The following is a 12,757-nucleotide window of genomic DNA, read 5'->3' as shown; positions in this document are numbered from 1 at the left end:
TTGTGCGGGTCGCGATCGTTGGTTCCGGCCTCGCCGGCCTCTCCGCTGCAGTGGACCTCGTGGATGCGGGCCATGAGGTGAATCTCTACGAAGCCCGTCCCTTCATGGGCGGCAAGGTGGGCAGCTGGGTGGATGAGGGCGGTAACCACATCGAGATGGGGTTGCACGTCTTCTTCTTCAATTACGCCAACCTCTTCGCTCTGATGCGCAAGGTGGGAGCGTTCGAGAACCTTCTGCCCAAGCAGCACACGCACCTGTTCGTGAACAAGGGGGGCGATCTGCGGGAGCTGGATTTTCGCTTCCCCATCGGCGCACCCTTCAACGGCCTCAAGGCGTTCTTCACCACACCGCAGCTCAGCTGGATCGACAAGCTGCGCAATGCCCTGGCCCTGGGCACGAGTCCGATCGTGCGGGGTCTGGTGGATTACGAGGGGGCGATGCGCACCATCCGAGCCCTCGACTCCGTCAGTTTCCAGGACTGGTTTGTGGGCCATGGCGGCAGCCCCGAAAGCATCCGGCGGATGTGGAATCCCATTGCCTATGCCCTGGGCTTCATCGACTGCGAGGCCATCTCCGCCCGCTGCATGCTTACGATCTTCATGATGTTTGCGGCCAAGACGGAAGCCTCCAAGCTCAATCTGCTGAAGGGATCACCCCATCGCTGGCTCACGGGTCCGATCCTCGACTACATCCAGCAGCGTGGAGGCAAGTTGCATCTGCGCCATCGGGTGAAGCAGGTGGACTACAGCGAGGGTGACACCCCTGAGATCACTGGCCTGCAGCTGGGAACGCCCGAAGGAGACATTCGTGTTGAGGCAGACGCCTACCTGGCCGCTTGTGACGTGCCCGGGATTCAGAAACTGCTGCCCGAGGCCTGGAACCGTTACCCCCAGTTCAAGGCGATTCATCAGCTGGAGGCTGTACCCGTGGCCACCGTTCAGCTCCGCTACGACGGCTGGGTGACAGAGCTGGGAGATGCCCAGGAAGCCCAGCGCCGGGATGTGGCGACACCCACGGGGCTCAACAACCTGCTGTACACGGCTGATGCCGATTTCAGCTGTTTTGCCGATCTGGCCCTGGCCAGTCCGGAGGATTACCGCAAGGAGGGAGAGGGCTCCCTGCTCCAATGCGTGCTCACCCCTGGTGATCCCTGGATTCCCAAGTCGGTGGATGAGATTGTTGCCCACACCGACCGTCAGGTGCGCGAGCTGTTCCCCTCGGCCCGCAATCTCAAGCTCACCTGGAGCAACGTTGTGAAACTGGCGCAATCGTTGTACCGCGAAGCCCCTGGCATGGAGCCCTACCGCCCGGAGCAGCGCACGCCGATCCGTAATTTCTTCCTGGCCGGCAGCTACACCCGCCAGGACTACATCGATTCGATGGAGGGGGCCACGATGAGCGGTCATCTGGCGGCGGCGGCCATCCTCGATCAGCCGGTGAAGCTGGCCACCAACGCGGCGGTGGCCTGATGGGACGCTGGCTCGAACACACGGTCACCTCCGAGGTGCAGGCCCCGGCCGCCAAGGTCTGGGAGGTCTGGAGTGATCTCGAAGCGATGCCCCGTTGGATGCGCTGGATTGAGTCGGTCAAACCACTCGACGACCCTGATCTCACCGATTGGACTTTGGCGGCACAGGGCTTTCGCTTCAGCTGGAAGGCCCGGATCACCCAGCGGGTTGAAGCCCAGCAACTGCACTGGGAATCAGTGGGTGGCCTGCCCACCAAGGGTGCCGTTCGCTTTTATCCCGAAGCCGACGACCGCACTGTGGTCAAGTTGAGCGTGACCTACGAATTGCCGAGGGTCTTGGCACCGCTTATGGAACCCAGCATCCTGGGGGGCATCGTGACCAAGGAGCTTCAGGCGAATCTTGACCGTTTCCGTGACCTGGTGGAAGCAGGCGGCTAAGCATTGGCTTGCCTCCGTTGCCGTGTTGGTGGTCGTGGGGGGCTGTGGTGGCAAAACGCCAACGGCCACGGCGCTGCCATCGGTTCCAGTGAAACCTGAGCCGCTTCCGGAAACCTCAGCGGTTCAGGCCCCGCCGATTGGCCTGACCCCTCTGCCTTCGGCTGAGGAGGTGCAGCAGGCTGCCCCCGGCGGCCGGGCGGATCCCTTTGCTCCTCTTGTTGGTGTGGAGGCTGCGGATGCTCAGGACCCCACAACTGGCCTTGCCCTGACTGGCGTTTTGTTGGTGGGAGATCAGAAACGAGCCATCGTGACCACCCCCAACGGCACTGGTGTGATCTGTGCAGGCGCAGATGGCCGCTGCGGTGCTGACGCTCTGCTGCTGCTGCCGCCTGGATGGTCGGTGCTCAGTATTTATGTGGAGCGCGGTTGCATTCGCTTCGCGCTGAACGATGAACCTCAGGATCCCTTCTGCATCGCCTGAGCGCAGGCTTCGGCTAACCCTTCGAGATCGTGGGGGTCGGCCTCAGCATCCACCCGGCCGAAGCATTGGCGGCAGCTGCGACTGGTCTGGGGGCCGATTGAAACCAGCTTCACCCCCTCCAACCGTTCAGCCCAGGCTGGGCCGAAGCGCTGTTCCAGCAGCTGCGCGGTGTGCTCCGCTGTCTTGCCGCTGCTGAAGGCGATGGCATCCACGCTGCCTTGCTCAAGGGCTGTGGCTGTCTGCTCCGGCATCGCTGAGGGGCAGCCGGACTCATAGGCCGCCACCTCCACCACCCGCACCCCGGCCTCTCCAAAGGCATCCGCCAGCACGGTGCGACCACCGCTCTGCACCCGTGGCAACAGCATCTTGAGGCCCCAGCCCGACACCGGGAAGTGATCGATCAAGCTGTCGGCCACGAAGCTTGGGGGCACGAAATCAGCGGCCGCCCCAAGGTCGTCCAGCACCTGCGCCGTTTTGCGGCCCACCGCGGCAATCTTGAGACTGGCGGGGCGTCTGGCCAGGCAACGGCCAAGGCGTTGCAGCCGCTGTTCCACGGCCTGCACGCCATTGGCACTGGAGAACACCAGCCAGTGAAAGCTGTCCAGCTCTTCAAGTGCGTCATCCAGGGGGCCCCAGTGGTCTGGGGGGCCGATCACCAGAGCTGGTAAGTCGAGCACCGTTGCGCCCCGTTGCTCCAGCAGCTGGCGTGCGGCCCCCTGTTGGTCGGCCGCGCGGGTGACGATCACCGTGCGGCCCTGCAAGGGATGGCTCAAGCGACCGCCTCCCCGTCCAGCTTCACGATCCCCTGCACCTGCTCCCGCAGCTGGTTTGCCGCATCGGTGTCCCCTTGGGCCTGCAGCAGGCTGATGGCGCGGATGAAGCTGCTGCGGGCGGCGTCGATGTTGCCGCCCAGCAACTGGGCTACAGCGTTGTTCTGGTGGCAGGCGGCGTTGTTGGGATCCAGGGCGAGAGCGCGCCCATAGGCCTCGAGGGCCGCGGCGAGGTCGCCGCGTCGCCGTTGCATCAGACCGAGGTTGTACCAGGCCAGGGCAACCTCGGGCGCCCGTTGGGCCGCGGTTTGGGTGAGGTTGATGGCTTCCTCCAGGTCGCCCTGGTCCATCAGTCGGGCCGCCAGGTTGAGCCGCGCGCCCAGACTCACGCGGGTGTCCAGGGGAATCTCCAGGGCTTGCCGGTAGCAGTGCAGGGCCTTGTCGGGATCACTGGGGGTTAGTGCGAGGCCCAGGTGCAGCAGCAGCTCATAGCGTTCGGCACTGGCCCCATCGCACTGCTGGAGGCCTGTCTGCAGCAGTGCGATGGCTTGGTCGGTCTTGCCCTCGCTGATCAGCAGTCCGCCCAGCTTGGCGCTGGCGTAGGGATCACCGGGGCGGTCTCGCAGGTCGTCTTCCATGGCCTGCCGCAGCCGATCCGCTTTGTCGCTGCCCGCCAGCAGGTCCGGGCGGTAGCCGTCGTGGAGGATCGCCGGCTCACTGCAATCAGCGATGCGCCATTGCGGTTCCGTCTCCAGCAGGGCGCGAACGCTGTCGTCGATCATCGAGTGATACGGCCGGCTCCACTGGATGGAGGGGTGGCGGCGGAACAGGCGACTGACGCTGGAATAGGGGGCCATGGCGGCTCCCACCTCGTAGCGCAGCAGGTTGATCACCAGCACATCGGGCTGGGCCATCAATGCCTTCAGGGCCGTGATGGCCTCGGGGCGCAGCTGTTCATCGGCGTCCAACACCAGCACCCAGTCGCCGTTGAGAAACTCCAGGGCCTGGTTGCGGGCCGGTGCGAAGTCCCCGGGCCAGCTGATCCGCTCCACCCGGGCGCCGGCGGCCTCGGCAATGGCGACCGTGGCATCGGTGGAGCCGGTGTCCACCACCACCAGCTCGTCGGCAAAGCCCTGCACGGAGCGCAGACACTCCCCGAGGCGCGCTTCTTCATCGCGCACGATCATCGAGAGGCTGAGCATGGCCGGCCGGCTGGAGGTTGGCGCGAGGTTAGATGCGGTTGGCTGTCGCGTTTGGTTGGCTGTGGTCAGTCGGTGAAGGCACCGCCGCCGCCCGCTGCTGAAGCTTTGGGGAACAGCCCGGTGAGCACCTGGCGCTGGGCCTCCTGCATCTGGCCGGCGGAATAGGCGGCAGGGCAGCCGCTGGGCAGGACGGCCTGCAGGCTCTCCCAGAGGTAGGGGCTGCCATAGATCACCACCCCGGCCAGGCGGTTGAGGCCCACCAGTTGTTGGATGGCTGCGGCCCAGGGCTCCCGGGCGTCCCGCCCGGCGCGGAAGGGGTTGCCCCGCAGGAACAGTTGCAGCAGTACCGGCCCATCACCCAATCGCTCCAGCGCTAGCGGGGCATCCGCTTGGCCGCTCCAGGGCGAGAGCCCCTCACCATGCAGCACCACCGAGCGAAACCCCTGGGTTTCCGGGATGCGCAGGGCCGGGGCCCAGCCGCTCAGGGCCGCTGCGCTGGGGAGCAGGGCATCCACGCGCACCAGGTTGATGCCCGTGGTCGCCTGAACCGCTCCACCACGGATGCTGATGCTGTGGTGCACCAGCTCTGTCTCCAGGGCCCGGTCGGCTGCGGTGACGATCGGACTGGCCGCTGCACCGGGGGGAATCGAAGCCAGGGCATCGGCGCGGCGTTGGCGGCTCTCCTCCAAGCGCTTGAGGGGCAGCCGTCCGCTGCTGAAGCCCTCGCAGAGCCCCGCAATAGCGGCATCGGCATCCGCCGGCATCAGGATAAGGTCGGCCCCGGCTTCAAAGGCCAGCACAGCCGCTTCGGCGGCGCCGTGTCTTGCGCTGATCGCCTCCATCACCAGGGCATCGGTCACCACCAACCCGTTGAAGCCCATCTGCCGCCGCAACAGATCGGTGAGCACGGCTTTGGAGAGCGTCGCGGGCTGCTGCGGGTCCAGCTCCGGCAGCACCAGGTGGGCCGTCATCACGCTGTCCACACCGGCGGCGATGGCGGCCTGAAAGGGCGGCAGTTCGATCTGCTCCAGCCGTTCGCGGCTGTGGGGCAGCACCGGCAGGTCCAGATGGGAGTCGCTGGCGGTGTCGCCGTGGCCGGGGAAGTGCTTCGCACAACCGAGAACACCCGCTTGCTTCAGGCCCCGCAGGAAGGCCACGGCCAGGGCAGCGGCACTGTCCGGATCCTCCCCCCAGGCCCGCACATTGATCACCGGGTTGGCGGGGTTGTTGTTGACGTCGCACACCGGCCCCAGCACCCAGTTCAGACCGCAGCGGCGGGCCTGCTCGGCGGTGCAGCGGCCGTAGCGTTCACTCAACGCCAAGGCCAGCTCTGGGTTGTCCTGGTAGAGGCGTCCGAGAGCCAGGGGCGGCACCAGCCAGCTGGCCCCCTCGAAGCGCTGGCTCACGCCCTCCTCCACGTCGGCGCAGAACAGCAACCGCTGCTCACTCCATCCCTGCAGCTGCTGGGTGCGCTGCTGCAGCTCCACGGCACTGCCCCCCAGCAGGATCACGCCGCCGACTCCCTCCTGCAGCAGCCGCTGCAGTTCGCTGTTGGGGAGTTCCCACTGGGGGTAGCGGCGCTGCGGATCGCTGAGATGGCCACTGCCCCGCACCACCAGAAGTTCCGCCACCTGGCGCCGCAGGCTGTTTGCCTCTTGGTTGTCAGTCGCCGGGCTGTTCATCACTGCCCGGTGGGATGTCGCCCCGCTGTTGCCGTTCGTCCTCCAGGCGATTCAGCAAGCCCAGCACGGAGGTGCCGCGTTCCAGGCCCCGATCAAGTTGGAACACCACCTCGGGGGCGCGGCGCATTTGCAGCCGCCGTCCCAGTTCCCCCCGCAGGAAGCCGCTGGCGGCCTGGAGCCCCTCGAGCACCTGGTCGCGTTCTTGAGCTTCCCCAAACACGCTCACGAAGATCTTGCAGTGCTGCAGATCGCCGGATACCTCCACTTCGGTGATGCTCACCATGCCCTGGTGCACCCGTTCATCACGGATGCCGTTGATCATCAGTTCGCTGACTTCTTTGCGGATCAGGGCGGCCACCCGCTCCACTCGACGCCCCTGTGCCATCACGCCATCGGTGCTGAATTCACCATGGCACGCAGCACCAAGGTGAGGCTGATTCCACCGCTGATCAAGGCGCCGATCAAGGCCACGGCCGTGACGGGATTGCTCCGGCGTGCGGCCAGGGGTTCGGCGACGGAGTTCATCACCCCGAGGGTGAAGGCGATCAAGTAACGGGGATAACGGGAGACGTTGAGGAAAAACTCCCGCATGGTTCTGGCGTGCTTGCAAATCTGCTGGCTACTCTGCCGGGCCCATGGCTGTTTTGGACATGTTGGAGCTGCATCAATTCCGCCATTCCGCGTTTTGTCTCAAGGTGCGGATGGTGTTGCAGGCCAAGGGGCTGAGTTTCCGCACCGTGGAGGTGACCCCCGGTGTCGGCCAGGTGGCCGTGTTCCGGCTGTCCGGCCAACGGCAGGTTCCCGTGTTGGTGGATGGTGATCAGGTCATCGCCGACTCCAGCGCCATTGCACTGCATCTGGATCAGCGGGAGCCAGACCCTGCCTTGATTCCCGCCGATCCGCGTCAGGCCGCCCAGGTGCATCTGCTGGAGGACTGGGCCGACACTACCCTGGCCATGGCGGGCCGCTCCTCTCTGGTGCAGGCCGCGGCACTGGATCCTGAGCTACGGGTGGCCCTGTTGCCCGACGATCTGCCCGACCCCGTGCGTTCGGTGATGGGCGTGATCCCTGGCGGTTGGGTGAGCAACATCACTGAACTGGTCAACCAGAAGGAGCGCACCGAGCTGCTGGCCAGCCTGGAGCAGTTGGCCACATCCGTGCAGGCCAGCCCCTGGTTGGTTGGGGACAGCATGACCAGTGCCGACATCGCCGTTGCCGCTCAGTTGTCGTTGCTGCGCTTCCCCTCCTCGGCGGGAGCAGCCCTGGCCGGCAAAGGTGTGCCTGGGCTGAGCGATCACCCCAAGCTGCAGCCCTTGTTCCAGTGGCGCGACCAGATCGAACTCAAATTGATGGAGCGGACTCTGGAAGAGGTGTGAAGCGCAGTTGGTAGTGGTGCTGGGCGATGGCCTGATCCCGCAGGCTCTCGCCCGGCGAGGCGTAGCGCCCTTGCCATTGCTCGGCGCAGATGTCCTTGCCGCAGCGGTGATAACGGCTCAGGGTTTCGATCCTGCTCAGCCTCGGCGGCCCGGGCGCATGCAGGATCTGCAGCACCAATTCATCGGCCAGGAAGATTTCGGTGCTCGGGCTCTCCTGGCGGCGGCCCGTCACCGTGGTCTCGAGATAGAGATCTCCCTTGAGTCGGGCAATCTGGCGGTTGGCGGAGTCGGGGTCTTCTTCCACCTTCAGCAGTTGCTCGCCAAGCAGGGCACGACCGATGGCTGTGGCGTTGAAGCTGCGATCGCCGACAAGTCGACCGCGCCGGTCGGCTTGAAACCGTGCTTGATGCAGCAGCGGTGGATCGTCGGGGGCATCGAGATCAATGCTCTCCACCTGCCAAAGCCCGGCAAACCAGTCGGGGTAAATCAGGTCGTCCCGATTTGAGGGCCGCGGCAACGGTGCTGGCAGGCTCCAGTCGGGCCAACTGTTCAACCGCTGCTCAAGACCTGTCTGGGCCCAGGCGGGGCCGCCACTGAGCAGGATGGTGAGGCTGATCAGCAGCATCCACAACCGCCGTTCCATGTCTGATCCCCTGATCCGTGCCCTTGATGACTATGTGGTGCTGGAGCCCGGCAAGCCGGAGCAGCTGCTCAGCGCTGCCGACACGTTGACATGGCTGAGCGGTTGGTTGCGCAGCCTCGATCAGTTGCCGGCCGATCTGGCAGATCAACCGGATGTCGATGCAGCGGCGCAGCGGTTGATCGATACGGCCTGTGATCTGGAGATCAGCCCCGGGGTGACCTTGCAGTGGTTTGCGGTGCGGTTGGAGCCGCCCACCGCTTGAGATTCAGTCGGTTCGGCGTTGGGTCGGATCCTTCAGCAGGCTTGGCACAAGTTGCAGGATTCCGTCGGCCACGGCCTCTGGGGTTTCGTCGTTGATCACCACCGTCAGATCGGCCTCGGCATAGAGGGGACGACGCTCGTTCAACAGCGCGTTTAGAGCCGCCTCTGGATTGGCGGTTTGCAGCAACGGGCGCACAGTGCTGTCAGCGTTCAGCCGCTGCAGCAACTGATCGGGCACCACATCGAGCCAGATCACGATGCCGCTGTGGAGCATTCCCCAGTTCTCCGGCTGGGTCACCACACCGCCACCTGTGGCCACCACCAGCGAGTGGCGCTGACTGATCGCACTGAGCACCTGGCTTTCCAGGCTGCGGAAGCCCGCTTCGCCATCCCGATCGAAGATGTCCGGGATGCTGCAGCCCGCCGCCTGTTCGATCACGGCATCGGCATCCACAAAGCCGTAGCCCAGGCGTTCGGCCAGGGGGCGGCCCGTGCTCGTCTTGCCGCTGCCCATCATTCCCACCAAATAGAGGCTGCGCCCGGCAAGACGCTGCTTGAGGGTGGGGGTGGAATCCGCCATGACTCGGAAACGGCAATAGCTCATTAGGATGCACCGCGGCCGGAACGTCACATGACTGAAACGAAGTCACAAGCACGGCACGGCCAAGGTCGTGGTTGTGTCATCACCCGGAGGGCCTGTTTCAGTGCCAGCCATCGCTATTGGCTGCCAGAACTGTCTGCCGATGACAATGCCGCCCGTTTCGGGCCCTGCGCTTTGGCTCCTGGCCATGGGCACAACTACGAGTTGATTGTCTCCATGGCTGGTGGTCTGGACGCCGACGGCATGGTGCTCAACCTCTCGGAGGTGAAGCACGCCATCCGCAACGAGGTGACGGGCCAGCTCGACTTCCGCTTCCTCAATGAGGCCTGGCCGGAATTTGACGTTGCCACCCCTGAAGGTTGTCTCCCCACCACCGAGGCCCTGGTGCGGGTGATCTGGCAGCGCCTCAGCCCTCATCTGCCGATCACGGCGCTGCGCCTCTACGAACAACCGGGCCTTTGGGCCGACTATCTCGGACATCCCATGGACGCCTTCCTCACCATCCGCACCCACTTCGCCGCCGCTCACCGACTGGCCCGTCCGGAACTCAGTCAGGAAGAGAACGAAGCGATCTACGGCAAGTGCGCACGTCCCCATGGCCATGGCCACAACTATTTGGTGGACGTGACCGTGCGTGGTCAGATCGATCCCCGCACCGGCATGGTCTGTGACCTGTCTGCCTTGCAGCGCCTCGTGGATGATCTGGTGGTCGAGCCCTTCGACCACACCTTCCTCAACAAGGACGTCCCCTTCTTTGAGGAGTGCGTGCCCACGGCTGAGAACATTGCCCTGCACATCGCTGATCGTCTTTCCAGTCCGATCAAGGCCATCGGCGCCAGCCTGCACAAGGTGCGACTGCAGGAGAGCCCGAACAATGCGGCCGAGGTTTACGCCGAAGCACCGCAACTGGAGATGTCCCCAGCTGCTCTTGATGCCGTGGCTGCCGTCTGATCGACGGCTTGATGCCCCAACGCCCTGCCCCATCACGCCCTTTCGTGCGGTTGGTGCTGGCCATCAGCCTTGATGGTCGCTTGGCACCGCCGGTAGGGGGTGCTGCCCAGCTGGGGGGTGAGGGTGACCGTCGTGCCCTGGAGCAGGCATTGGCCTGGGCGGATGCCTGCTTGATCGGTGCCGGCACGCTCCGGGCTCACCGGTGCACGTGTTTGATTCGTGATCAGCAGCTGCTGAAGCAACGGGCTGAGGCCGGCAGACCCCAACAGCCAACGGCGGTGGTGGTGAGCAACAGCCATGAATTTCCAGCGGATTGGCGCTTCTTTCAGCAACCGTTGCAGCGTTGGCTGCTGGCCCCCAATGCACCGCATCAGGGGTTTGAGCGCTGGTTGCCATTGGGGAACAACTGGTCGCAGCGGTTGCAATCCCTGGCTGATGCTGGTGTTGCGCGGTTGGTGCTGTTGGGGGGGGCCGCCTTGGCCTCGAATCTGTTGATGGCTGATGCGGTGGATGAGCTGCAACTCACCCTGGTGCCGGCCCTGTTGGGGGGAGAGAACAGTTGGCTGCCGTCGACGTCGGCAGCCCTGCCTCTGACGTTGAGCGAACGCGGCGCCTGGACGTTGACGGGGGCAGAACCGCTGGGGGGTGAAGAGTTGCTGGTGCGTTACCGCCGCCAACGTCACTGAGATCTTGCTGAGTGTGGTGTTCTCCTCCATTTGGGGGATGGATGGATAGGTGTTTTCTCCTAAATTCCCAGCATCAACGAGCGATTTATTCCCTTTCCCATGGGCAAAAAGAACAAAAAACGCGGCACGAAGCGCGTTGACAAACTGACGGGGACATCCGGAAAAGATATTTTCTGGGGCCTCAAAGGTGATGACGTGCTCACCACCTTTGAAGGCAATGACAAGGTTTACGGCGGGAAGGGTGACGATGTGATCACCACCGGCATCGGTATGGATAAAGCCTGGGGGGGCAAGGGGAAGGATCTGTTCGTGACCGAAGACGGCGGTGAGGGCCACGTCAAGATCATGGATTTTGAGGTGGGTGATCGGATCCAGTTCTGTGGTTGCGCCAACACGCGTAAGGAGCAGCGCGGCAAGAACGTGTGGATCATCAAGGGTGATGACGTTAAAGCGGTGATCAAAGGCGTTGATGCCGATGACATTGAGGTGGATTACACCGGCCGAATGATCACCCTGATGACGCCCGCTGCTGATCCCCTGGCCTGATCGGCCGAGCCGAACGCCTCGTTAAGGTCGGGCGGTGTTGGCTAGCGGCACCGCCTGAATGTCGTCTTTGATCGCCCGCTGGCATCGCTCCATCAAAGAAATACCGGAGCAGCAGTGGAACAGCCTGGTTGGAGACGCCGCGATCCCCTTCTACCGCTGGAGTTGGCTGGAGGCCTTGGAAAGCTCCGGAAGCATCATCCCCGAGCAGGGCTGGCAGCCCCTGCATCTGGCCCTCTGGCGTAATGACATCCCGATTGCGGTGGCTCCGCTGTTTCTCAAGGGCCACAGCTATGGCGAGTTTGTGTTCGACCAGACCTTTGCCCGTCTGGCGGCGGATCTGGGGCTCCGCTATTACCCCAAGCTCCTGGGCATGAGTCCGGTCAGCCCAGTGCTGGGTTACCGCTTCCATGTGCGATCTGGAGAAGATGAAGCTCTGCTCACCCGGGAGTTGCTGCGAGCGATCGATCGCTTCTGCGAACAGAACGGCATCCTTAGCTGCAATTTCCTCTACGTGGATCCGCAGTGGCGGCCCCTGGCGGAGGCCGCCGGCTGTGCCGCCTGGCTGAACCAGCAGAGCCTGTGGAGCCGCGGCGACGACCAGACGTTTGAGGATTACCTCAAGGGTTTCAATGCCAACCAGCGCCGCAACATCAAGCGGGAACGCAAGGCTGTGGCCAAGGCCGGGATCACCGTGACACCCCTCAGCGGCGATCAGCTGGATCTGCCGCTGTTGCAATCCATGCATCGCTTCTACGAGCAGCACTGTGCTCGCTGGGGACCGTGGGGCAGCAAGTACCTGGAAGAGGGCTTCTTTGAAGCGTTGGCGCGGCTGCACCGCGATCAGCTGGTGCTTTTTTCTGCCCATCGAGGTGACCCGCGCGATCCGGTGGCGATGTCGATGTGCGTGCAGGACGGCCGGCAGCTCTGGGGCCGCTACTGGGGCAGCCACGAGGAGATCGATTGTCTTCACTTCGAAGTCTGTTACTACGCTCCGATCGAATGGGCCTTGGCCAACGGCATCGTCAGCTTTGACCCTGGAGCCGGTGGCAGCCATAAACGCCGGCGAGGCTTTGTGGCCCGTCCCCACGCCAGCCTGCACCGCTGGTATCAGCCCCAGATGGATCAGTTGATCCGTGCCTGGTTGCCCAAGGTGAATGGCTTGATGCTTGAGGAGATCGAGGCGATCAATGCGGAGCTGCCCTTCAAAGCAGAACCTCCGGCCTTGGCTTTGTAGGTTGAAGTCATGACCACAACCCCAGAAGCACCGGCATCCACCGCTGCGGCAATGGATGCTCTTGATCAGCGCCTGTCCCAGCGGTTCATCGCTCTGGATCCCAGTGGCTATTTCTTGATCAAACTGGATCGTGATGCGGCCGAATTGGTGCTTGAGCACTACGGCAACACCATCGATGACAAGGGGTTGGCCCGAGATTCCGAGACCGGTGAGGTGTTGCGCTGCGACGGGGGCAATGCTCCTCGGCGCCCTTCAGCGGTTTATCGCGGCAGTACGGCCAAACAGCTGGGCATCCAGCTCACGGAAGGGGAAGTCCCACACCCGGTCAGTCGCCTCGACCATGCCCTTTATTTGGGGCGGGAGTTGCAGAAGGCTGAGCAGTGCCTGCGTGACGGCACGGTCTATGTGCAGGACTGAG

17 protein-coding genes are annotated in these 12,757 nt (G+C 64.1%); 10 read left to right on the top strand and 7 right to left on the bottom strand.

The genetic code is table 11. From position 1 onward, the window contains the following. Positions 1-2: 2 nt before the first annotated feature. The 3 genes from zds to SynRS9902_RS11890 are packed head-to-tail and all read left to right on the top strand — an operon-like array spanning position 3 to position 2,387. Entirely contained in the window at positions 3-1,469 is a 1,467-nt protein-coding gene (zds, locus tag SynRS9902_RS11900) for a 9,9'-di-cis-zeta-carotene desaturase (RefSeq protein WP_186509269.1), read from the top strand. Then, positions 1,469-1,906 (top strand): SRPBCC family protein, encoded by a 438-nt coding sequence (locus tag SynRS9902_RS11895; protein ID WP_115009301.1) that lies wholly within the window; start codon positions 1,469-1,471, stop codon positions 1,904-1,906. Before zds ends, SynRS9902_RS11895 begins: the two co-directional genes overlap by 1 nt. Then, positions 1,881-2,387 carry a hypothetical protein gene (locus tag SynRS9902_RS11890; protein ID WP_186509268.1) on the top strand — a complete coding sequence of 169 codons (507 nt, stop codon included), beginning with the start codon at positions 1,881-1,883 and terminating at the stop codon, positions 2,385-2,387. Before SynRS9902_RS11895 ends, SynRS9902_RS11890 begins: the two co-directional genes overlap by 26 nt. Here SynRS9902_RS11890 and SynRS9902_RS11885 read toward each other — a convergent pair. The 5 genes from SynRS9902_RS11885 to SynRS9902_RS11865 all read right to left on the bottom strand — a co-directional run bounded on the left by SynRS9902_RS11885 (position 2,363) and on the right by SynRS9902_RS11865 (position 6,632). Beyond that, complete coding sequence (locus SynRS9902_RS11885) at positions 2,363-3,160, bottom strand: uroporphyrinogen-III synthase (RefSeq protein WP_186509267.1); 798 nt, start codon at positions 3,158-3,160, stop codon at positions 2,363-2,365. The two genes, SynRS9902_RS11890 and SynRS9902_RS11885, sit on opposite strands and share 25 nt — an antisense overlap. Next, positions 3,157-4,359, bottom strand: a complete 1,203-nt coding sequence (locus SynRS9902_RS11880; protein WP_186509266.1) for a glycosyltransferase — start codon at positions 4,357-4,359, stop codon at positions 3,157-3,159. The genes SynRS9902_RS11885 and SynRS9902_RS11880 overlap by 4 nt, the downstream gene beginning before the upstream one ends. Before the next feature lie 65 nt (positions 4,360-4,424). Further along, on the bottom strand, positions 4,425-6,041 hold the full coding sequence (locus tag SynRS9902_RS11875) for a glycoside hydrolase family 3 N-terminal domain-containing protein (RefSeq protein WP_186509265.1): 1,617 nt from the start codon (positions 6,039-6,041) through the stop codon (positions 4,425-4,427). Further along, the gene (gene rbfA / locus SynRS9902_RS11870; protein ID WP_186509264.1) at positions 6,022-6,426 is read right to left on the bottom strand and encodes a 30S ribosome-binding factor RbfA; all 405 of its coding nucleotides are present in this window, start codon (positions 6,424-6,426) and stop codon (positions 6,022-6,024) included. The genes SynRS9902_RS11875 and rbfA overlap by 20 nt, the downstream gene beginning before the upstream one ends. Further along, positions 6,426-6,632: a DUF751 family protein gene (locus SynRS9902_RS11865; protein ID WP_006850467.1), complete on the bottom strand. Its 207-nt coding sequence runs from the start codon at positions 6,630-6,632 to the stop codon at positions 6,426-6,428. Before SynRS9902_RS11865 ends, rbfA begins: the two co-directional genes overlap by 1 nt. Positions 6,633-6,691: 59 nt before the next feature. Between SynRS9902_RS11865 and SynRS9902_RS11860 the strand changes: the two genes are divergently transcribed. Continuing rightward, the gene (locus SynRS9902_RS11860; protein ID WP_186510651.1) at positions 6,692-7,417 is read left to right on the top strand and encodes a glutathione S-transferase family protein; all 726 of its coding nucleotides are present in this window, start codon (positions 6,692-6,694) and stop codon (positions 7,415-7,417) included. On the opposite strand, the gene SynRS9902_RS11855 is transcribed toward SynRS9902_RS11860, so the two are convergent. Continuing rightward, the gene (locus tag SynRS9902_RS11855) at positions 7,383-8,060 is read right to left on the bottom strand and encodes a DUF6816 family protein (protein WP_186509263.1); all 678 of its coding nucleotides are present in this window, start codon (positions 8,058-8,060) and stop codon (positions 7,383-7,385) included. The two genes, SynRS9902_RS11860 and SynRS9902_RS11855, sit on opposite strands and share 35 nt — an antisense overlap. Here SynRS9902_RS11855 and SynRS9902_RS11850 point away from each other — a divergent pair. Then, positions 8,059-8,322 carry a chlororespiratory reduction protein 7 gene (locus SynRS9902_RS11850; protein WP_115009308.1) on the top strand — a complete coding sequence of 88 codons (264 nt, stop codon included), beginning with the start codon at positions 8,059-8,061 and terminating at the stop codon, positions 8,320-8,322. The two genes, SynRS9902_RS11855 and SynRS9902_RS11850, sit on opposite strands and share 2 nt — an antisense overlap. Before the next feature lie 3 nt (positions 8,323-8,325). On the opposite strand, the gene SynRS9902_RS11845 is transcribed toward SynRS9902_RS11850, so the two are convergent. Beyond that, positions 8,326-8,901, bottom strand: coding sequence for a shikimate kinase (locus SynRS9902_RS11845; RefSeq protein ID WP_186509262.1), 576 nt, complete (start codon positions 8,899-8,901; stop codon positions 8,326-8,328). Positions 8,902-8,952: 51 nt separating this feature from the next. Here SynRS9902_RS11845 and SynRS9902_RS11840 point away from each other — a divergent pair, with 51 nt between their 5' ends. From SynRS9902_RS11840 to SynRS9902_RS11820, 5 genes are all read left to right on the top strand, one after another. Then, the gene (locus tag SynRS9902_RS11840; RefSeq protein ID WP_115009310.1) at positions 8,953-9,873 is read left to right on the top strand and encodes a 6-carboxytetrahydropterin synthase; all 921 of its coding nucleotides are present in this window, start codon (positions 8,953-8,955) and stop codon (positions 9,871-9,873) included. Between the two features lie 11 nt (positions 9,874-9,884). Beyond that, positions 9,885-10,559: a RibD family protein gene (locus tag SynRS9902_RS11835; RefSeq protein WP_186509261.1), complete on the top strand. Its 675-nt coding sequence runs from the start codon at positions 9,885-9,887 to the stop codon at positions 10,557-10,559. 99 nt (positions 10,560-10,658) lie between these two features. Beyond that, entirely contained in the window at positions 10,659-11,105 is a 447-nt protein-coding gene (locus tag SynRS9902_RS11830; RefSeq protein WP_186509260.1) for a hypothetical protein, read from the top strand. Positions 11,106-11,163: 58 nt separating this feature from the next. Further along, positions 11,164-12,339 (top strand): GNAT family N-acetyltransferase, encoded by a 1,176-nt coding sequence (locus tag SynRS9902_RS11825; protein WP_186509259.1) that lies wholly within the window; start codon positions 11,164-11,166, stop codon positions 12,337-12,339. Positions 12,340-12,348: 9 nt separating this feature from the next. Next, complete coding sequence (locus SynRS9902_RS11820) at positions 12,349-12,756, top strand: DUF4346 domain-containing protein (RefSeq protein ID WP_186509258.1); 408 nt, start codon at positions 12,349-12,351, stop codon at positions 12,754-12,756. Position 12,757: the final 1 nt, after the last annotated feature.

This window comes from Synechococcus sp. RS9902, assembly GCF_014279635.1.
Lineage (GTDB): Bacteria > Cyanobacteriota > Cyanobacteriia > PCC-6307 > Cyanobiaceae > Parasynechococcus.
Note: the sequence above shows the minus strand (reverse complement) of the source record. Positions and strands in the feature narration are given on the sequence as shown.